Raw genomic sequence first — 19,570 nt, 5'->3', positions numbered from 1 at the left:
TGAGAAGGCTAGCCGCCAAGCACCCGAATCGGGTTCGTGCCGTCCCACTCAGCCGCGGCGTCGTGGATGAATATCGCGTTCGCAGCCGTTACCTCGGTGAGCTCGGAGATCTCGATGACGGCCGCAGGCGCATTCGGTGGCTCGACGTAGGCGAACCGCACTCCGTAGCCTTCGCCGCCAGACCACACGACTGGCCAGCGGGCCTTGTTCACCTCGCTCATCGTGGCTGCGAAATCCGTTGTCCAGTAAGCCAGCTGGTGTAAGCCTGGGCCATGGGCCGCGAGGAACTCGGTGAAGATGCTCGGCGTGGTATCCAACTGCTGGATCAGCTCGATCTGCATCTCGCCGCTGTTGGCGCAGGCGAGCGACAGCGTGGTCTCACACGGTTCGCCGCGATAGTCGGCGCGCAGGGGCAGGCCGCGGATCACGAACCAGGGGCCGACGCCGAGCTCCAGCCATCCGGCCATCGCCTGGTCCAGATCGGTTACCACGTAACCCATCTGGCGAACCGGACCCGGCAGGGCCGTCATGAGGCGCTCGGATGCACGACGACACGCGGCGGCCCCTGGCCTTTGCGCACTTGCTCGATGGCGCCAGGCACGTCGTCGAGCCCGATGATCCTGCCGATGCAGGGTGACGGATCAAGCCGGCCCTCGGTCACCGCGTTCAGCGTGCCGTACCAGTCTTGGGGATGCGGTCCGCCGCCGAACTGCATCGTCACGCCCCTGTGGGTGGCAGCGGTGCAGTCGATCGTCCCCGCGTCGTACCACCCACCCGCGGAGTACACCCGCGCCATGAACTCGCAATTCTCGACGATACTCTGCAGCAGACCGTTGCGGCCGACACATTCGAAAATGACCTGGGTCGTCTGGAAGTTGTTGGTCCGAAACGTCTCTCGCCATACCTCGTACGGATCGCGCGATGACGGGTCGACCAGGATGTCGGCGCCGAACTTCTTCGCGTAGGCCAGCCGGTCGGCGCTGTAGTCGGACACCACGATCGGGGCGACGCCGCGTGCGGCCAGCGCGGCCACGGTGGACAGGCCGATCGCGCCAGCGCCGATCACCAGCGGCAGCTCGCCGGGCTTGATTCCCGAACAGCGAACGTAGAACTCGCCCACCGCGAAAGCGTCCACCACCGCCACAGAGTCGTTCGGGACGTCGTCGGGCACCTTCCGTGCCATCACCTCCGACACCAGCATCAGCTCACCGAAGGCACCTGGCGCATCCGGATGGTGCCCGATCACGAGCGGCTCCTCGCCGTGCCGGATCATGATCGGCAGGCTGGTGACGCGCGCACCGACCGGGATGTCTCCCGAGCAGTCCGGACCGTGGCCGACGACTTCACCGATGAACTCGTGGCCCATGATGGTGTCCCGGTCGGAGTCCCACACGAACCGGTCGGCCGAGTTCGGATGGTCCATGTAGTGCACGTCGGACGCGCAGATCGCCGCGCTGAGCGGCTTGATCAGCAGTTCGCCCGGCCCGGGCGACGGGTCTGCCGTCTCGCGCACATCCAGCTTCCCGTCACGAAGTACCACCGCGCGCATCTCAGGTCTCGCTCTTGCTCGCGAAATCGATTGAGGCTGCGCTCATCATCTCGACCAACGTGCGACGGTCGACCGTCCATATCTGGGATGCCACCGCCCGGTTGTTCTCGCCGACGACGTGGACGGGCCCGTTGCCGATGTTCTCCGTGATCTCGCGTGCGACGTCCTCCGACAGCATCTGCATCGCAGGGTCGTACCGGATACCCATCCGCTGCAGCGCGGGCGTATATGTCGCGCCGAGAGGTGTGCAGCACACTTCGACGCCGAACTCACGCAGCTCGGCCCAGAGCCCCTCGGCGAAATTGTGCTGAAACGCCTTGACCGCCGAGTAGACCGCCAGGGTCGCCGAGCCCGCGACACAAGCCAGTGATGCGACCAGCACGATGCCGCCCCGCCCGCGATCGCACATGGCGGGCGCGAATTGGTCCACCAGCGCGACGGGGCCGATGCAGTCGAGCTTGATTTGCTTGAGCGCATGGTCGAAGCCGTTTTCCAGGAACGAGGTCGTTCGATCGGTTGCGCCTGCGTTGTAGATGACAAGCCCGATCTCGAGCCCGTCAGTCGCTGCGGCCAACTTCGCCGCCACCTCTGAATCCGTCAAGTCCTGTACAACAGCTCTGGCCTCGACGCCATGGCGTTCGCGCACTCCCGCCGCGACTTCGTCGAGCAGCGCCTCACTACGGGCGATCAGCACGAGATTCAGCCCGCGTTCGGCCAATTGGTCGGCCAGGCTGGCGCCGACTCCCTCAGACGCGCCTGCAATGACGGCCCACGGACCGTAGCGCTGCGCGAAATCATCCGTCACGATGGCGCGCCACCCCCGGTGAGCATCCGCGGAGTGTTGGTGGTGCGACGGCGAATTCGCCATCCGTCGGTGCCGCGCACGAGTTCGTCGTCGTAGTGTCCGATGACGTCGACCCATGGGCCTTTGTCGTCCGGAGTCACCATGAGCACGGCGTGTACGTAGGTGCGTGCGGTCGCCGTGTCGCCGTTGACGTCGATGACGAAGTTCGAGAGTCGGTGATATGTGGGCCCCATCGGGTTGTGCAGCTGTGCGAACAAGTCGGTGAAGGCGTCGGGGTCGGTGAACGTTCCGACCTCGCCGTAGTCGAGGTCGACCTCGTCGGTCCAGCAGCTGCGGAACAGCGCCCAGTTCTTCGAATCGATTCCGGTTGCGTAGCGGATGAGCACGTCGGTGATCGCTGTCCTGTCGGCATCCACACGGGCAGGCTAACCCAATGCCATGGTCTGGACCGCGTGTTCTCTCTGGACGAGAATGTCATTTCCGATTAGTGTCAGCCTGGTGTCGACACCGCAGAAGGCGCTCGCGCCCGAGATCTCAACCTGGCCCGACGAGAGCCCGCAGCTGATCGGCAGCCGCTGCGGTACGTGCGGCGCCACCACCTTCCCCGTCCAGCAGCGCTGCCCCAGGTGCAGTGGCGGCGACATGTCCGATGTGAACCTGCCTCGTCGGGGAACGCTGGTCGCGTGGACGACGCAGGGCTTTCCGCCGGGAGCGCCGTACAAGGGTCCGACCGGCAAGGACTTCGTCCCCTTCGGAGTGGGACTTGTGCAGCTCGACGACGTCATCCGCGTCGAGGGCCGGCTCACCGAGAACGATCCGGAGAAGCTGCAGTTCGGCATGGATGTCGAGCTGACCATGATCCCGTTCACCACCGATGACGAGGGCAACGAGCTCGTCACGTTCGCCTTCCAGCCGGTCTAGAGAGGACGCCATGACCAACGACGTCGCCATCATCGGCGTGGGGCTTCACCCCTTCGGCCGGTTCGACAAGACCGCGATGGAGATGGGCGCCGACGCGATCCAGTTCGCGCTCGAGGACGCGGGTGTCGAGTGGAAGGACATCCAGTTCGGCTTCGGCGGTAGCCATGAGGTGTCGAATCCGGACGCGGTGACCAGGCTGGTCGGCCTGACCGGGATCACGTTCACCAACGTCTTCAATGCCTGCGCGACGGCAGCGTCGGCCATTGCGCAGACCGCCGACACGATCCGACTCGGCAAATACGACATCGGCATCGCCATCGGGTTGGACAAGCACCCCCGCGGCGCGTTCACCGACGATCCGGCAAAGCTGGCACTCCCTCAGTGGTACGCCGAGAACGGCCAGTTCGTCACCACAAAGTTCTTCGGGATGAAGGCCAACCACTACCTCAACAAGCACGGCATCTCCCAGGAGACGCTGGCCAAGGTGGCCGCCAAGAACTTCCGCAACGGCGAGAAGAATCCGAATGCGTTCCGCCGCAAGCCGATCTCCGAGGAGGAGATCCTCAACTCGCCGGTGCTGAACTACCCGCTGACGCAGTACATGTTCTGCGCCCCCGACGAGGGTGCTGCCGCCGTCATCATGTGCCGCGGCGACATCGCGCACCGTTTCACCAAGAAGCCGGTGTATGTGAAGGCCACCGAGATTCGGACCCGCACCTTCGGCGCCTACGAGGTGCATGCGACGTTCGCGCCGCTCGACGAGGATGCCTCGCCGACCGTGTATGCCGCGAAGGCCGCGTACGAGACGGCGGGCATCGGCCCCGACGACGTCGACGTGGCCCAGCTGCAGGACACCGACGCGGGCGCCGAGGTCATCCACATGGCCGAGACCGGGCTGTGCGCCGACGGTGAGCAGGAGAAGCTGCTGGCCGACGGCGCCACCGAGATCGGTGGCACAATGCCCGTCAACACCGACGGCGGGCTGATCGCCAACGGCGAGCCGATCGGCGCCTCCGGGCTGCGGCAGATGCACGAGCTGGTGCGCCAGCTGCGCGGCGAGGCAGGTGACCGCCAGGTGCCCGGCGAACCGAAGGTGGGTCTGGCGCAGGTCTACGGCGCGCCGGGTACCGCGTCGGCGACGATCCTGTCGGTCTGACCGCCGGAAAATCTAGCCCGCGATCGCCGAGCCGACGAAGTAGCTACCGAGCAGGCAGATGCCGATGAGAACGACCCACCCGTCGGTGAGTCGACACAGCAAGGCCGGAGCGTGGCGCACCTCCATGAACTCCCTGAAGATGATGCGCACCTTGATGAGTGCGATGACGATCGCGCTCACGGTGACGACCGTGCTTGCCTTGAGTGTTCCGTTCTGATCGACCGAGTGATCCAGCCAGACGTATACCAGCGTCATCGCCGTCAAGATCGCCCAAACGACAAGAAGCCTCTTATTGAAAGTGGTGCTCACGAATCACCTCACGACGTAGAGCAACGCGAAGATCAGAACCCACAGGAAATCGATTGTGTGCCAATAGGTGGCGCAGGTTTCGACCAGCTGCTGTGATCGCCGAAGCGGACTTGACAATTGATAGATGAGAACGCCAAGCACGACGAACCCGATCAGGACGTGTATGCAGTGGATCGAGGTCAAGAAGAAGTAGTGCTGGAAGAACTCGTTGCTGGTGAACGTGTTTCCCATCCGAATCTCTTTGATCCACTCCAGGATCTTCGACACGAGGAACAGCAGCCCGAAACAGATCGTCAGGTAGGCATTGAGATTCGCCGCCCGGTACGCGCCTGCCCGCGCGGCTTGCACGCAGCGCGCGATCGCCCACGAGCTGAGAAGCAGGGCGATGGTGTTGAAGACGCCTATTCGCAGATCCAGATCGGCTTGGGACTGCAAGTACAGTTCCCGATCCTGGGTCCGCGAGATGAGATAGACCGAGAAGTACCCGGTGAAGAGCAGCGTCTCGAAGAGAACGAACATCCACATGTCGGGCTGACCCGGTATGAACCTCGCCGGCTTCCCTTCGACCTGCTGTGGCACGGAATCCGCACCGGCGACGTTCGTCATCGAACCGCCTCCAGTGAATCCGACTGTGCGGCCTCGTGCTTGCCTGGAAGATCCGGCAGTGGGCCGGTTCCGAAATCCTCGCGTTCAATCATCTTCCGCAACAACACGATGAATACGGCTGTGTAGGCAACGAACACCACCATGTTTATCCACCAGGCGATCGCGCCGTTCCAGGAGAAGGCGCCGCGCTGGAAGATCCACGCGGGCGCGACGACGACTTCGGTCAGCGCGTTGCACAGACTCAGGTAGCCGAACCACTTCGGAAACACGCGGTTCTTGTCGAGCAGGACGGCCACCAGCCAGACAAGGGAGCCGATCATGAATACACCCATGGTCCCGCTGAACGACAAGAACGCGAAATCGTAGAGCCACTGGATCAATTGGGGGTCGCGATCCGGCCGAAGCGCCGCGGCGGTCATCGCGATGGACATCACAAGCATGCCGGGAATTCCGGCGAGCGAATAGATGATCAGGTACGAGTAGGCGAACACCGGGCTCACCGACATCCGCCGCATCGAGTACGCGAGAAGTGCGTTCATCGGCGCGCACATTCCGGCGACAAGAAACACGACGGCGAAGCCGGTGAGAATGCCAAGGCCGTGGTCGTCGAACCATCGCACGACCGTCGGGGTGTCCCACGCCGGGCTCGGCGGCGGCTGCACGCGAGTGACGAAGAAGAACAGCACACCGTAGAGCTGGTAGAAGATCACGATCACCCACCACGCGAACCACAACTCGCGTTTGGGATGGTGCCGAAAGTTCCACATCAACCGGCGCATCCGCGGCCCGGCTGGCGGGTCAGGCACTATGCACGGTTGTTCTGTCGCCCTGCTCATGCATCCACCCTGTTCAGCACGCGCTGTTGCCGAATCGTTTGGCCAAGAACAACTCCCATGACGACGATCCATACCGCAACGGCGACATTCTTGAGCCAGAAGGACAACAGGCCGTCCCAGGCAAGTGGCCCCGTTGAGGCCAGTGCGGTGAACGCGGCGGGCGCCAGCGCCGCGGCGACGAGCAGGTTGAAAACCGCCACCCACGGCCTGAAGACCGGTTGGTCCTGCCGGTCCCAGAAGATCGCGAGAGCCAGCAGAAGGCACTGCGCGATCAAATACGGCACCAGGGTCGTGAAGGTGAGCCAGGCCAGGTCGTTGAGCAACTGGGTCAGTTCGGGTGCGCGATCGGGGCGGAAGGCGCCGAGGAGCCAGAACATGTTGGCGATCAGGAAGAGTGTGGGCGGACCGCCTGCACAGGCGATCAGGCTGTAAGTCAGGATCGGCGTCCGGAATGCCATTCGGCGGATCTGCATCGCCAACAGGATCACGATCGGGATCAGACCTACGCCGAACCAGTTGAACAAGATCATGCTGTATCGGATCCGCGCTGTCTCGTCGCGATAGAAGTTCGCGACCTGCTCAGCGGACAAGTCGGGCGACATCGGGTGCAAGAAGCCGGGAAACAGGAAGAACGCGGCGATCCAGATGATCGCCACCACGGGCAGTGTCCACAGGAGGACCAACTCACCGTCAGTTCGTCTCATCGTTGAATCCTCATCGCGAGTGCCTTTGGTTGCCGATCGGCAACTGGGACGGTAGCCGATCGGCAACTGCACGGTCAATGCCCGGCTACCCTCGTCGTTGTGCCGTTCACACAGCAGGACCGCGGGTTCAATGCGATCACACGCACCGCTGCCCAAACCCGCGTGCTGGACGCGGCATTGGAGCTGATCGTGGAACACGGTGTCAGTGGGACGTCGTTGCAGATGATCGCCGACGCCATGGGGGTGACGAAGGCGGCCGTCTATCGCCAGTTCAAGACGAAGGAAGAGATCGTCATCGCCATCACCGAGCGCGAGATGGGCCGACTGGAGGATGCGCTCGAGGCCGCCGAGGCCCAGGGACATCCCCTGCGGGCGCGGGAAGTCCTGCTCGACAGGATGATCGAACAAGCCATCGACCGCCGCGGCGCTTACAGCATTCCAATGTTCGACCCCGTCATCATTCGCCTTCAAGCGCAGCACGAACCGTTTCAAAGCTTCATCGAACGCCTCTATGCGGCCTTGCTCGGCACAGAGGCTGGTGTCGAGGCGCGCTTACACGCGGCAATGCTGTCGAGCGCGATCAGCGTCGCCGTCATGCATCCGTTGATCGCCGACGTCGACGGTGACACTCTGCGCGCCTACCTGAAGGAGATGACGCGCCGGATGATCGGCCTCACCCAGTGACGGGGGGACGTTGATCTCTGAGCGAGTAGTACGCCAAGGGTGTAGGTAGTCGCCGACCGAGAATTCGGCTCGAAAGCGAGTGCCTGGCTACTCGGTCCGACAGGCGAATTCGCGCCGAAACTTTCGATGTAGAGGCGCCGTCAAGGCGCACATCCCCATCGAAAGGGAAGGCCATGAACACCCTCACGAAGGTTCTCGCAGCATCCGCACTCTCAATCTGCCTGGCGGGTTTCGGCGCGTTCGCGGGCGGCACCGCTGCTCTCGCGGCGCCCGACAGCGGGACGTATGACGATCAGACGGACCTCGCACAGGAGACCTGCTGGGGATCTGTCTCCCTGCCGGTCGCGTGGGAGGTCGGCGACCCCGAATCCGCGGGTTGCGTCCATTCACGCACAGCCTCCCAATGACGATCCTGGCAATCTGACCGTGTTGATCGCCCTGGACCGATACCGTCGGTTGGATGATTCGCTATTCCTGTCGGAAATCTTGTTCTAAAATCCGGAAATGATGTTTCCGGCAGGCTGTGCGACGCTGCGCGCCCGACTGCTCAGCGCAACGGCGGTCTTGGCGATGCTGATGGCAGCCGCCACCGCTGCGCCCCCCGGCGTCGTGCGGGCCGACCCGGCGGATCCGGCTCCCCCGCCACTGCGGCACGTCCAGTACACGGTGTGGACAGAGCAGCCGTACGGCAACGCCGAGATCTACTACCGCGACACCGATCCGCCGAACTGGGCGGAGTACAGCCACAATCCCTATCTCTACAGCCCCAACGTCGAGGCCCAGGTCGGCCCCGACCAGAAGTGGAACCTCGACGTGTATCTGGCCAACCCCGACTCGTGGGCGATGGTCACCACAGGCATCCAGAGCGACTCGACTGCGATGCCGAACTTCCACTGCGTGCTCGCGGTCGACGGCGTCGTCGTCAAGACTGCGCAGGGACCCAAGGGAGCGCTCTGCTCGATCCGCACCTGGTGAGTCGGTCAGCTGTGCGCGGCCGTGACGGCCGCCGCAGAATCGGCCGGCTCCCCTTCAAGCTGGCGCAGCCAGGCCTCGACGAACTCCAGCGTCTCGGCGTGCCCCGTCGACATGCCAAGCGCCGTCTCCATCACGAGGATGCGAGACAGGCTGGTCGCAAACACCGCCCATACGACGGGCGGCACGTCGGTCGCGTCGATGCCGTAGCGCTGCAGCGTCTCGGTGAGCACCTCACGTTCTCTGCGCCGGAACATTTCGCCGTAGCGCGCGAACTCCGCCCTCAGCTCGTCGCGGTGGCTGGCCAGCGCCATGAACTCGACGGTGAACGCCGTGATCCTTGGATCCGAGCTGTATCGCCACAGCGCCCACAGCGGCTGCGCCGACTCAAGCGCCTTGGCCTGCGCCTCGAGCCCCTGCTCGGCTCGCCTGCGAAACACGGCCAGGTACAGGTCGCCCATTGTGCGGAAGTAGTAGTGCACCAACTGGGGCTTGAGCCCCGCCTTCTCCGCGACGCGACGCGACGTCACCGCGCCGTAGCCCTCTTCGAGCATCAACCGCTCGGCGGCGTCGAGCAGCACGGTGCGATTCTTCGCGTCCGGTGCTCCGATCCTGCGCTCCGATGCCATCCCTTTACTTTGCCTTCCTCGCCGCCGACCAGCAGGTTGACCGCCCGAAACGCCGATATTAGCCGCCACCGGGCACGTCGCCTTGACCCTGACCTTAGCGCCATGCTAAGCAGGTGCTCAGCATATTTGCGTCATTCGACGACGATCACGGTTCCGGCCCGGGAGGCACGCATTACATGACCACAGACTTTGATTCGGTGGACTACTTCACTGATCCGTCTCTCGTGCCGGACCCACACCCGTATTTCGATCATCTGCGGACGAAGGACGCGGCCTGCTGCCCCATCAACCACGGGGTGCTGGCCGTCACCGGCTGGGAAGCGGCCAACGCCGTCTACAAGGACACCGAGAACTACTCGTCGTGCGTCGCGGTCGCAGGCCCGTTCACCCCGATCCCGTTCACCCCCGAGGGCGACGACATCTGCGCACAGCTCGTAGAACACCGCGCGGAGATCCCAATGTTCGAGCACATGGTCACGATGGACCCGCCGTATCACACCGACGCGCGTTCGCTGCTGAGCCGGTTGCTGACGCCCAAGCGGCTCAAGGAGAACGAGGACTTCATGTGGCGGCTGGCCGACCGCCACATCGACGAGTTCATCGCCGACGGCAAGTGCGAGTTCCTCGCTGCCTACGCAAGGCCGTTCTCGCTGTTGGTGGTCGCCGACCTGCTTGGTGTTCCCGAGGAGGACCACGAGGAGTTCCGCGAGGCGTTCGGCGCGCAGCGGCCCGGTACCAGCATCGGCGGGCTCGACCACGAGCCGATCGCGGCCAATCCCCTGGAGTGGGCCGACGAGAAGTTCTCCCACTACATCGAGGATCGCCGCAAGAACCCCCGCGACGATGTGCTGACGGGCCTGGCCACCGCGCTCTACCCCGACGGGTCGACGCCCGAGGTTGTCGACGTGGTTCGCACCGCCACCTTCCTGTTCGGCGCGGGTCAGGAGACCACAGCCAAACTGCTCAGCGCTGCGCTGCGGGTGCTCGGCGACCGGCCCGACATTCAACAGCAGCTGAGAGAGGACCGCACCCTCATCCCCGTGTTCATCGAGGAGAGTCTGCGGATGGACAGCCCGGTGAAGAGCGTGTTCCGGATGGCGCGCAAATCGACGACGCTTGGCGAGACCGTCGTGCCCGCGGGCACGACGGTGATGGTCAGCCCCGGCGCCGCCAACCGCGATCCCAACCGATTCGACCAGCCCCACGAGTTCTCACTCGACCGCAAGAATGTGCGCGAGCACATCGCATTCAGCCGCGGCATCCACTCCTGCCCCGGCGCACCGCTGGCGCGGGTTGAGGGCCGGGTCAGCATCGAGCGGATCCTGGATCGGCTGGTCGACATCTCGATCGACGACGAGAAGCACGGCCCGGCCGACGCGCGCGCCTACAACTACGAGCCGACATTCATCTTGCGGGGGCTGACCGAGATCAACATCAGGTTCACCCCGGCGCAGTGAGCGTTACAGGTCGCCGCGCTCCCAGCGGGTGGCGCCGTTCTGGGCGACGCAGGTGAGGAAGAGACCGTCTGGGGCCTGGGCGACGTCGCCGTCCTGCCCGAAGCAGTAGTCGCCTTCGAGTTTCACGCCGTGCATCTCGGGTGCCCGGAACCACCGCGAGTCATATCTGCGCGGCGACCCGCAGAACACCAGCCGGCCCCAGTCGGTGACGCCGAACGCCCAATACGTGGAGTTGCCACAGTACGAGCCGAGCACGACGTTGGGCTGGATGCCCGGCGTGCAATCGGGGTAGTTGCACTCGGGTGCAGCCGGCGGAACCGGCTCGGCTGCCGCGGGCGGCGCGGCGGTCAGCAGGCCCGCAGTCATCAACCCAGCGAGCACCGCAACGACAGATCGCACACTGTCATTCTCACATACGGCGGGAACGAAATTCTCCCTTTTGGAGAGCATTGCTCTGGGGGGCGTTAGGCTGATCGCTATGCGCGCAGTGGGTGTCATCGGCGGCGTCGCGGCGACAGCGATCGCCGTGCTCGGAAGCCTAGGCGTTGCGCCTGCGGCGCACGCCTCGAATTTCGGGATTGAGCTCAACGGCACCTGGCGTGTCATGAGCAACGGCGAATGGGCCAGGACGAATCAGGTCCTCATCGACGAGAAGGTCGTGATCCAGAACTGGACCATCTCCTCCAGCTGTGTGAGCCCGCTCGAATGCACCGGAACGGTGACCAGCGACCAAGGCTGGACCGCCCCCATCAACTTTGTCAAGGTGTACTGGATCGTCAACCGCGACATCCCCAGCTGGGCGCCGTGCCCCGACGGTACCTTCGCCACCGGCCACGACAAGTGGACGGTCTGGGGAATCAACCCCACCGTCAACGAGCGCGACCTGAAGATCACCGACCTTCTCGCCGGCCACCAGATCACCGAAACCGACAGCGGTGCCTGCGGCATCAACAAGCCCCTCGACATCGAGATACCCGTCAGGATGGAGCGGATTTCCTAACCGCCCCTGCCTCCGCGCCTCCGCGGACGGCGATTAGATCGGGAGCAGGTCTTTCCACGACTTCGGCGCGCCCCCAGCTGCCAGATTCTTCACCTGCTGCAACTGACCGTCTGGCGTGATGTACTCGCCGGTGTTCGGGTCGTAGTGCGCAGTCGCCACCGTAGGTCCGCCAGCTTGCCCAGAAGCATTGCCGTTGAACGCACTTGGCGCAGCCGGGACGGCCCCGTCGCCAGGAAGCGGTACGACGGCCGCGTCGCCGGGCGGCGTTGCGACGGGTGGCGCAGCCGCAGGTATCGGTTCTCCGTTCAGCGAGTTCCCCGGCGGCGGCGGAGGCGCGGCAGGGCCCTGGACAAACGGAGCCTGCAACGGTCCCGGTGCAGGGCCGAGCGGGACAGGCGCACCCGGTGGCGGCGCGTCGGGAGGCGCTCCTGCCGGGACAAACGCCACCACCCCTGGCGGCATGGGCGTGCCTTCGACAGGCGCGTGGATCCGGTCGTTGAAGTCGACACGGTCGTCGAGCGGGATGCCTTGGGCGACAAGATTCGGGTCGAATGGATAGGGCCCGATGTAGTGCTGGCGGATCGCCGTCGGCTGGAAGCCCCTCGGGTCGTTGCAGAGTTCGACCGTTGGAGCCCGCTTACCCGGGTGTCCCATGCACGGATAGTTGCGGGCACCGCGAACCGAGATCGGCGAGTCCTGTGGCAGCTTGCAGTAGAGCCCGTCTGGTGTGTCGATCACGGTCTCGTCGGCCGGATTGCGCCACTGCGACGGAGGAAGGAACCCGACCGTGCACGGCGGCGGGTCGCTGATGGTCAGCGCGAAGTCACCCGACGGCAGACCCGTGGGGTTGTTCTTGGGAAGACCGAAGGACTGCTGTGCCGCGATGATTCCGGGGAAGATCACGAGGAGCTGTTCCAGTGACGGGTTGTACGTGACAAGGATCTGACCAATTGTGGTGAGGTTCGCCAGCAGGATCGGCAGAGTTGGCTTCACCTGCTCCAGCAGCGACGAAACCTCCTGCGCGAAGCCGGGTCCGCGTTGCAGGATCGAGCGCACTTCCGGATCGTTCTGCGCGATCTGTGCAGTCACACCCGAGAGACTGCGCGCCCACGTCCGAATCTGCTCAGCGGTCTCCGCCTGCGAATCCAGCAGCGGCCCACTGTCATCGATCAGCCCCCGCGTCTGGTCGGATACGCCGTTGATGTCACTCGACAACTTCGCCGCGGAGTCGACCAGCGACTGGAAATCCGGGCCTGCGCCGTTGAACGCCTTGAACGATTCGTCGAGCAGGTCCGAAATCCTACCCTCCGGAATGCTGTCCACAAGTGAGCTCACTTGATCGAGCATCGGACCGACCTCTTGCGGGATGGTGGTGTTGTCCTTTTCGATGACCGAGCCGTCGGAGAGGAACGGACCGGAATCCGTGCGCGGACGCAGGTCCACATATTGCTCGCCGACCGCCGACACGCTGCGAACCTCGGCCTGCAGGTCCGCGGGAACCTTCGGCGACGTGTCCAGCGTCAGCGTTGCCTCCGCGCCGTTATCGGTGAGCTTGACATCGGTGACCTTACCGATCTGCACACCGCGGTAGGTGACGTTGGAGAACCTGTACAGTCCGCCCGCCGCGGGCATTTCCATCTTCACGTCGATCTTGCCGATGCCCAGCAATGTGGGTACCTGCATGTAGGCGAACAGCATGACGGCCACGCCAACGATCGACGCAATCGTGAAGATAATCAACTGGTTTCGGACGAAACGCGTCAGCATCAGCCACCGCCTCCCGGCGCAGGAGGTACGTCGGGCGGTGCGGCGGCGGGCTCCGCGGGCGGTGGCGGTGCGTCCGCACCGAACGGTCCCGCGAAGATCGACGATGTAGGGCCGGCCTGGTTTTGGATCATCTGCGGTGCCGTCGGCGGCGGAGCAACCGGCAACACCGGCCCGAGGATCGGCGGTGGCGCGCCGTCCGGCGACGGCGGAGGTGCAGGCAGGGCCTGATCCGGTGGTGGTGCGACACCGACCGATATCGGGTTGTACGAATAGTTCAGGTAATAAGGATCGCCTGGCGCCGGAATGAGTTTGGCGTTCTCGTCACCCCACCGGGTGCCGAGCAACAACGTCTTCTTCAACCGTGGATAGGTCAGGTCGAAGACGGCAACCAGGTTGATGTAGTCACCGCGGGTGATGGTGTCGGCGAAGCCTGGCCCGTACGGGAACGCCGTAGCCCAGATCAACGCAGACGACAAGTCCGGGCCGATGTCGACCAGCGCCTTGAGGGCCGGTTCCAGGCTCTTCAAATCGCTGACCAGGTCGTCACCGGCGTCGTTGACCAGACCTGTTGCGGTATCGCTGAAAACCCCCAACTTCTTCAGTGCAGTCGTCAGCTGGGGCCGTTGCTTGATCAGCACGTCCAGTGCGGGCGGGATGTCCTTGAGCGCGCGCTCGATCACATCGCGCTGCCCGGCGAAGGTACCGGCAACCCGGTTGAGCTGTTGGATGGACGCGACGATGTTGTCGCGTTGGGCATCGAGGACGCCGACGAAGTTATCCAGCCGGGTGAGCAACTCGCGGATCTCGGGTTCACGCCCGCTCAGCGCGGCACTGAAGTTGTGGATGATGTCGCCGATCTGACCGAGTCCGCCACCGTTGGCGACGGTCGACAGGGACGACAACGTCCGCTCAGTGGACGGATACGTAGACGACTCGTTCAAGGGGATGGTGGAACCGGGTTTCAGTTGGCCGCTTGGCTTTTCGCCCAGCGGCGGATTGAGCGCCAGATGCATCGACCCCAACAGACTGGTCTGTCCCACAGTGGCAACGGCATTGGCGGGCACGACGACATCGGGCTTGACCGATATCTCCACGTCGGCGTGCCAGTTGTCGACGGTCATCTTGCCGACACTGCCGACGACAACGTCGCTCATCAACACCGGCGAATTCGACTCCAGCGTCCCGACGTTCTGGACCTCAACGTGGTATGTAGCGGCGTCAGAGCCCCGGCCGACCGCACCGGGCAGCGGCAGGGAGTTCAGGCCCTGAAAGGAGCACCCCGTCATCGTCAGCGCGACGCAGGAGCCGACGACGACCAGCCATCTTGTCCGACGAATCATGGTGACGGTGTCCCTTCCGCAGGCAACAGCGGTGCGTTGGGGTCCGGCGGCGGTGGCACCGCGGTCTGCGGAAGCAGCATCCCCTCGACGGTCGACCCTTGGGCAGGCACGTTGGAGATGATGTGCGGCTCGACCAGGGGTGGCGCGTTGGGGATCAACGCCGGGCTCGGGGTGGACGGTGCGTCGTTGCCGAGCGGAGGTGCATACATGCCCCGGTAATCGTTCGGCGGCCCGTTCCAGCCAGGAGGCGGCGGTATGTCACCCGCGCCGGTGTAGGCCGACACCGTCGGCGGCGGCTCGGGCGCGTCGCCCGGTCCTGCGCCGCCGGGTGCCAGCTTTGGATCGGTGTAGATGATCCGGTCGGGATTGATTGCCGGACGCAGGTATTGGTTGATCGGGAACGGGATGCCGTTGAAGTTCGCGAGCCGCAACGCCGGGCCGAGGTATTGCGCGCACAGCTTCGCCGTTTCGGGTGCGGTGGTGTTCTCGACGGCGCCGATCATCCCGCAGATGGCCTGCACCGGGTTGGAGAAGTTCACGAACGAGAAGGCGCCGGTCACCGAACCGCCGTTCGGGTAGTAGATGTTGTTGAAGTTGGCAATGGCGTTGGGCGTGATGTGAAGAACGTTCTCGAACGCCATCTTGTTGTCGACGACGACCTGGGTCAGATTGCCCAGCCGCTGAATCTGCTCGGCGGTCTCGTTGCGGCTGCCCGCAACGAAGCGCTGCACCTCGCCGAGCGCCGTGGACAGATTTGTCAGCGCGGCGTCGAGGTCGGACCTGTTGTCGTTGAGGACACTGCTCAGAGTCGCGAGCCGGTTCTCGAAGAGAACGATCTGCTCTTTGCTGTCACGCAGCGCGCTTACGAAGGTCTGCAGGTTCTTGATGATGTCGACGATGTTGCCGCTGCCTTCGGCGAATATTCGCGCGACGCCGGACAGCTGCGCCAGTGTCTCGCGAAGCTTCTCGCCGTTACCGCCCAACGCGTTCGCGGCGCTGTCGATGAACCGGGAAGTAGAGGTACCCGAGACTCCGCCCTGCCCGCCTTCCTTGGGGCCCAATTCGGTTGCCAGACGCATCAACTGGGTCTTGACGTCATCCCACTCGACGGGGACGGCGGTACGGTCGGCGGGAATCACTCCGCCGTCGCCCATCTTCGGCCCCTCATTGTTCCGGTAGGCGGGCGTGAGCTGGACGTAGCGGGCAGCGACCAGGTTCTGGGCCACGATGATGGCCTTTGCGTCGGCGGGGACCGGCACATCACGGTCGACCTTGAGGGTCATCTTCGTCTGCGTGCCCTCCGGCGTGATCGCATCGATCGTACCGACCTTCACACCCGATACCCGGACTTCATCTCCCGGATAGACGGCCGTTGCGCTCGTGAAGTACGCCGTGATGGTGCTCGGCCCGAAGAACACTTGGCGGACCAGGAACGCCACACCGGCAACCAGCGCGACGGCTAGGGCGATGGCGGCGATGGTGACCAAAGGTTTACGGCGCGGGTTCACCGGGGTCTCCATCGTTCGGCAGGTCTCCTGGCTGAGGGATGCTGTTGACGGGGAACGGCAGCTCGGCGCGCGGTCCGGCGTTGTCGGGTGGCTGGCCCGCGTTCACACCGCGCCTGAAGCCGAACGCGTAGTCCATGAACGGCTGAAGGAGCTGTCCGAACACAAGGTTCGGCACCAGCGCGTTGTAGTACGCGCCGTTGGACACGATTTCGCCCTGTGTCAGATAGTATTTCGCGGCACCGGGCAGCACCGCAGCCAGGGCATCCCGGTTCTTCTCCAGCATCGCAGTGACATCGTTCAACCGCCTCAGTGTGGGCGCCAGCTCTTTCTCGTTGTTGGCGACCAGGGTGGAGAGTTCGCGAGAAACCGCCGCCGTGGCGGCAAGCAAGCTGGTGATCGCGTACCTGCGGTCGTTGAGCACCCCCAGCAGGTCGTTGGAGTTGAGGATCAGCTCGTTGATTCCCTGGGTGCGGTCGAAGAATATCCCCGAGACGTCGCCGGCGGTCTTGAGCAGCTCGGCCAGACTCTCGTTGCGGTTGTTGAGGGACCGCGACAGCCGCGCCACGCCGTCGAAGGTCGGGCCCAACTGCGGAGCGACTTGGTCGAGTGTCTCCGACAGCGTATCCAACGACTGGTTGAGCGACTCGGTGTTGGTGCCAGCGGTGTTGGAGGTGAGTTCGCTGACCGCATCCGTCAACGAATAGGGCGAGGTGGTCCGCGAGACCGGGATCACCTGACGGGGGTCGAGCGTGCCGCTACCTTCCGACTTCAGCGCCAGTACCCTTTCACCGAGCAGTGATCCAGTCTGGATGTGCGCAGAGGTATCTGATCCCAGTGCGTACTTTCCCGCGATGGTGAAGCGGACTAGCGCATCGCCGTTCTGTAGTGAAATCTTGTCCACCGTACCGACTTTGATGCCGGACACCGTCACGTCGTTGCCCTCGCTCAGCCCACCCGCCTCAGAGAAGAGCGCCTGGTAACGCAGCGACGTCGCCCACTGCGCCAGTCGCTCGGGCTGCAGCCCGATCGCGATGACGAGGATGGCCAGGACAACGCCGATGATGCCTGTCCTGACGAGGTTGTTTCCGCGATACTTCTGCATCTACTCTTCCCTGCACCTTCCCGTTTCCTGCTTGATCCATGGGAAGACCACGGTCCTGCCTTGCAGGTCGCTCGCACGCACGGTGACCGCGCAGATGTAGTAGGGGAAGAACGCGCCGTACGAGCCCACCCGCGCGAGCTTCTTGTAAATGCCCGGCAGACGCTGGAGGGTGGCTTCGAGGCGGTCCTTATCGTTGTCCAATATCGGCGCTAGCTTGTCCAGCTGGTCGATCGTGCCGTCCAGCGGTGGGTTCGCCCGGCCGAGCAGGTCCGCCAGCGACGTTGTGCCGTTGTTCAACGATTCGATCGCGGTGCCGATGGGATCGCGGTCCGCCGACAGCCCGGAAACCAGCTTCTGGAGCCGGTCGATCGCGCCGCCGAACTGGTCACCATCCTTGGACAGCGTGACGAGAGTGGTCTTGAGGTCCTCGATCAACTGCTCGATTACCTGGTTGTTGTCGGCTAGTGAGTTCGTAAACGACGACGACTTCGAAAACAGCGATTCGAGGGTTCCACCTTGGCCCTGCAGTATTTGGATCAGTGACCCGGTGAGTGCGTTGACGTCCTGCGGATTCAGGCCCTGGATAACGGGTTTGAGACCGCCGAGCAGCAGGTCGAGATCGAGTGCCGGCGCGGTACGGTCCTTTGGTATCTGTGCACCGGCGGGAAGGATTTTCGTCGCATCCGCGGGAGAATCAACGAGTTCCATGTAGCGATCCCCGACGAGGTTGAGATAGCGGATCGCAGCCTTGGTTCCGGTGGTCAGCTTGATGCTGCGGTCGGTGTCGAACTTGACGAGGACATTCTTGTCAGCCTGAAGCTGCACGTCCCCGACGGTGCCGACTCGAATGCCGGCGATCCGCACGGTGTCCCCGGCTTTCAGCCGCGACGCGTCGGCGAAAACTGCCGAATAACCGTTCGTCGCGCCGGTTCTCGTCTGATTGAAAACCAGGAACAAGAATACGGTGAGCAGCGCCATCACCAGCCCGAAGGCAGTGAACTTGATGAGTGTGCCTGTTGATCGCGTCATCCCGGCTGCCCGATCTGTGCGGTGTTGCGCGGCGGCCCGTCGAGCGGGCCGAACAGCCACTGCTTGAGCGCATCTGAGTTCAGCAGGATGCCCTGGTTCCCGTACCTCGCCGGGTTCGAGCCGACGTCACCGGCGACGAATGGCGGCACGAAGTTGGGGGGTAGCTCGGGCAGCCCAAGGGCCTCGCAGTAATTCGCGCCACCACTTTTGGCCGCCACCTTCGGCAGGTCGCCCGGGTATCGATACCGCTCGACTCCCATCGTCAGGCCGGACGAGGTGATGATCGACGAATACTGCGGCGGCGACTTCGCAAACGGCACAAGGCCGCCGAGGCCGCAGCGAAGCGAGTCGTGGTACTCAGCGAGCAAGCCGGTCGTCGGCACCAACAGATGCGCCACATCGGTAAGCCCCTGCCGGTTGGCGTCGACGACCTCGTTGCCGAGGTCAGCCAGACCGATTGCGCTGACCAGGAACTCATCGAGATTGTGCTGCTGATCGACGAGGGAATTGCTCAGTGTTGTCGTGTTCTGAATGGTCGAGATGAGATCCGGTGCCGCGTCGCCGTAGGCGGTGAACGTCGGCACGGACGCCTCGATGTCGTGTGAGAGGTTGGGCAGGCTCGGCTCGATCTTGGCCAATAGCGCGTTGAAGTCGACCAGCGTCTGGCCGAACTTCTCACCGCGACCGTTGAACGCCGTCGCGATGGCGCCGAGTGTTTCATTGAGCTTCGCCGGGTCGATCTTGTCGAGCACCGCAACCAGCTGCTGGAAGACCGTGTTGATCTCAACGGTCACGTGCTGGCTCTGAATCACCTGGCCCTCGTGCAACTTCTGCGGGGAGGGGTCCGGCGGGGGTTTGAGCTGGACGAACTTCGAGCCGAAGACCGTGCTCGACGTGATGTCGATGAGGACGTTGGACGGGATGAGTTTCAGCTGCTCGGGATCCATCGCAAGGTGCAGGACGGCCGTTCCGTCTGCCCGGTTCTCGATCCTGTCCACCTTGCCGACCTGAACGCCGCGCATCTTCACCTTGGCGTCGGGATCCATCACAAGGCCAGCACGCTCCGAAACGACGCTCACCGGAACGGTTTCGGTGAAGGTCCCGCGGAACAGGCCGACGGCGAGCGCGAAGATCAACAGGATCGCCACGACGAGGCCAACGCCCGCCAGCGGGCGCACCGCACTACCTTTCATCGA

The 19,570-nt window shown here is 64.1% G+C and carries 23 protein-coding genes; 7 read left to right on the top strand and 16 right to left on the bottom strand.

Features of this window, described 5'->3' with window-relative positions; all coding sequences use genetic code 11:
• Positions 1–8: 8 nt before the first annotated feature.
• The 4 genes from D6M19_RS08070 to D6M19_RS08055 are packed head-to-tail and all read right to left on the bottom strand — an operon-like array spanning position 9 to position 2,770.
• Positions 9–530: a VOC family protein gene (locus D6M19_RS08070; protein ID WP_123024668.1), complete on the bottom strand. Its 522-nt coding sequence runs from the start codon at positions 528–530 to the stop codon at positions 9–11.
• Positions 527–1,549: a zinc-binding dehydrogenase gene (locus D6M19_RS08065; RefSeq protein WP_206428475.1), complete on the bottom strand. Its 1,023-nt coding sequence runs from the start codon at positions 1,547–1,549 to the stop codon at positions 527–529. Before D6M19_RS08065 ends, D6M19_RS08070 begins: the two co-directional genes overlap by 4 nt.
• A 1-nt stretch (position 1,550) precedes the next feature.
• Positions 1,551–2,354: an SDR family NAD(P)-dependent oxidoreductase gene (locus tag D6M19_RS08060; RefSeq protein ID WP_164478383.1), complete on the bottom strand. Its 804-nt coding sequence runs from the start codon at positions 2,352–2,354 to the stop codon at positions 1,551–1,553.
• Positions 2,351–2,770 (bottom strand): nuclear transport factor 2 family protein, encoded by a 420-nt coding sequence (locus D6M19_RS08055; RefSeq protein WP_123024666.1) that lies wholly within the window; start codon positions 2,768–2,770, stop codon positions 2,351–2,353. Before D6M19_RS08055 ends, D6M19_RS08060 begins: the two co-directional genes overlap by 4 nt.
• 55 nt (positions 2,771–2,825) lie before the next feature.
• Here D6M19_RS08055 and D6M19_RS08050 point away from each other — a divergent pair, with 55 nt between their 5' ends.
• Both D6M19_RS08050 and D6M19_RS08045 read left to right on the top strand, forming a co-directional pair.
• Entirely contained in the window at positions 2,826–3,275 is a 450-nt protein-coding gene (locus tag D6M19_RS08050) for a Zn-ribbon domain-containing OB-fold protein (protein ID WP_123024665.1), read from the top strand.
• 10 nt (positions 3,276–3,285) lie between these two features.
• Positions 3,286–4,431 (top strand): thiolase family protein, encoded by a 1,146-nt coding sequence (locus D6M19_RS08045; protein WP_123024664.1) that lies wholly within the window; start codon positions 3,286–3,288, stop codon positions 4,429–4,431.
• Between the two features lie 12 nt (positions 4,432–4,443).
• Here the strand turns inward: D6M19_RS08045 and D6M19_RS08040 are convergent, their stop codons facing one another.
• From D6M19_RS08040 to D6M19_RS08025, 4 genes are read right to left on the bottom strand one after another with little or no spacing between them, the layout of a single operon-like run.
• Positions 4,444–4,740: a cytochrome C oxidase subunit IV family protein gene (locus D6M19_RS08040; RefSeq protein ID WP_123024663.1), complete on the bottom strand. Its 297-nt coding sequence runs from the start codon at positions 4,738–4,740 to the stop codon at positions 4,444–4,446.
• 3 nt (positions 4,741–4,743) lie between these two features.
• Positions 4,744–5,346 (bottom strand): cytochrome c oxidase subunit 3, encoded by a 603-nt coding sequence (locus D6M19_RS08035; RefSeq protein ID WP_123024662.1) that lies wholly within the window; start codon positions 5,344–5,346, stop codon positions 4,744–4,746.
• A complete protein-coding gene (locus tag D6M19_RS08030) occupies positions 5,343–6,182 on the bottom strand; it encodes a hypothetical protein (protein WP_234834751.1) in 840 nt (279 codons plus the stop codon). The genes D6M19_RS08035 and D6M19_RS08030 overlap by 4 nt, the downstream gene beginning before the upstream one ends.
• Complete coding sequence (locus D6M19_RS08025; RefSeq protein WP_123024788.1) at positions 6,179–6,886, bottom strand: hypothetical protein; 708 nt, start codon at positions 6,884–6,886, stop codon at positions 6,179–6,181. The genes D6M19_RS08030 and D6M19_RS08025 overlap by 4 nt, the downstream gene beginning before the upstream one ends.
• A gap of 99 nt (positions 6,887–6,985) precedes the next feature.
• On the opposite strand from D6M19_RS08025, the gene D6M19_RS08020 reads away from it, so the two are divergent.
• The 3 genes from D6M19_RS08020 (at position 6,986) to D6M19_RS08010 (ending at position 8,545) form a co-directional block, all read left to right on the top strand.
• Positions 6,986–7,570, top strand: coding sequence for a TetR/AcrR family transcriptional regulator (locus tag D6M19_RS08020; protein ID WP_123024660.1), 585 nt, complete (start codon positions 6,986–6,988; stop codon positions 7,568–7,570).
• Positions 7,571–7,743: 173 nt separating this feature from the next.
• Positions 7,744–7,977: a hypothetical protein gene (locus tag D6M19_RS08015; protein ID WP_123024659.1), complete on the top strand. Its 234-nt coding sequence runs from the start codon at positions 7,744–7,746 to the stop codon at positions 7,975–7,977.
• A 97-nt stretch (positions 7,978–8,074) separates the two neighbouring features.
• Entirely contained in the window at positions 8,075–8,545 is a 471-nt protein-coding gene (locus D6M19_RS08010; RefSeq protein ID WP_123024658.1) for an Rv2576c family protein, read from the top strand.
• A 5-nt stretch (positions 8,546–8,550) separates the two neighbouring features.
• Here D6M19_RS08010 and D6M19_RS08005 read toward each other — a convergent pair whose 3' ends face one another.
• The gene (locus tag D6M19_RS08005) at positions 8,551–9,171 is read right to left on the bottom strand and encodes a TetR/AcrR family transcriptional regulator (protein WP_123024657.1); all 621 of its coding nucleotides are present in this window, start codon (positions 9,169–9,171) and stop codon (positions 8,551–8,553) included.
• Between the two features lie 176 nt (positions 9,172–9,347).
• On the opposite strand from D6M19_RS08005, the gene D6M19_RS08000 reads away from it, so the two are divergent.
• Positions 9,348–10,628 (top strand): cytochrome P450, encoded by a 1,281-nt coding sequence (locus D6M19_RS08000; protein WP_123024787.1) that lies wholly within the window; start codon positions 9,348–9,350, stop codon positions 10,626–10,628.
• A 3-nt stretch (positions 10,629–10,631) separates the two neighbouring features.
• Here the strand turns inward: D6M19_RS08000 and D6M19_RS07995 are convergent, their stop codons facing one another.
• Complete coding sequence (locus D6M19_RS07995; protein WP_123024656.1) at positions 10,632–11,027, bottom strand: hypothetical protein; 396 nt, start codon at positions 11,025–11,027, stop codon at positions 10,632–10,634.
• A gap of 79 nt (positions 11,028–11,106) precedes the next feature.
• Here D6M19_RS07995 and D6M19_RS07990 point away from each other — a divergent pair, with 79 nt between their 5' ends.
• Positions 11,107–11,628: an Rv2253/PknI dimerization domain-containing protein gene (locus D6M19_RS07990; protein ID WP_206428474.1), complete on the top strand. Its 522-nt coding sequence runs from the start codon at positions 11,107–11,109 to the stop codon at positions 11,626–11,628.
• A gap of 33 nt (positions 11,629–11,661) precedes the next feature.
• On the opposite strand, the gene D6M19_RS07985 is transcribed toward D6M19_RS07990, so the two are convergent.
• The 6 genes from D6M19_RS07985 to D6M19_RS07960 are packed head-to-tail and all read right to left on the bottom strand — an operon-like array spanning position 11,662 to position 19,567.
• Positions 11,662–13,395 carry an MCE family protein gene (locus tag D6M19_RS07985; protein WP_123024655.1) on the bottom strand — a complete coding sequence of 578 codons (1,734 nt, stop codon included), beginning with the start codon at positions 13,393–13,395 and terminating at the stop codon, positions 11,662–11,664.
• Positions 13,395–14,735, bottom strand: coding sequence for an MCE family protein (locus D6M19_RS07980; RefSeq protein WP_123024654.1), 1,341 nt, complete (start codon positions 14,733–14,735; stop codon positions 13,395–13,397). The genes D6M19_RS07985 and D6M19_RS07980 overlap by 1 nt, the downstream gene beginning before the upstream one ends.
• A complete protein-coding gene (locus D6M19_RS07975; RefSeq protein WP_123024653.1) occupies positions 14,732–16,255 on the bottom strand; it encodes an MCE family protein in 1,524 nt (507 codons plus the stop codon). Before D6M19_RS07975 ends, D6M19_RS07980 begins: the two co-directional genes overlap by 4 nt.
• Positions 16,227–17,345 carry an MCE family protein gene (locus D6M19_RS07970; RefSeq protein ID WP_123024652.1) on the bottom strand — a complete coding sequence of 373 codons (1,119 nt, stop codon included), beginning with the start codon at positions 17,343–17,345 and terminating at the stop codon, positions 16,227–16,229. The genes D6M19_RS07975 and D6M19_RS07970 overlap by 29 nt, the downstream gene beginning before the upstream one ends.
• Positions 17,346–18,374: an MCE family protein gene (locus D6M19_RS07965; protein ID WP_123024651.1), complete on the bottom strand. Its 1,029-nt coding sequence runs from the start codon at positions 18,372–18,374 to the stop codon at positions 17,346–17,348. It lies immediately after the preceding gene.
• The gene (locus D6M19_RS07960) at positions 18,371–19,567 is read right to left on the bottom strand and encodes an MCE family protein (RefSeq protein ID WP_123024650.1); all 1,197 of its coding nucleotides are present in this window, start codon (positions 19,565–19,567) and stop codon (positions 18,371–18,373) included. The genes D6M19_RS07965 and D6M19_RS07960 overlap by 4 nt, the downstream gene beginning before the upstream one ends.
• Positions 19,568–19,570 lie beyond the last annotated feature (3 nt).

Source organism: Mycolicibacterium stellerae, assembly GCF_003719305.1.
Classification (GTDB): Bacteria; Actinomycetota; Actinomycetes; order Mycobacteriales; family Mycobacteriaceae; genus Mycobacterium; species Mycobacterium stellerae.
This window is presented reverse-complemented; position numbering and strand designations above follow the sequence as displayed.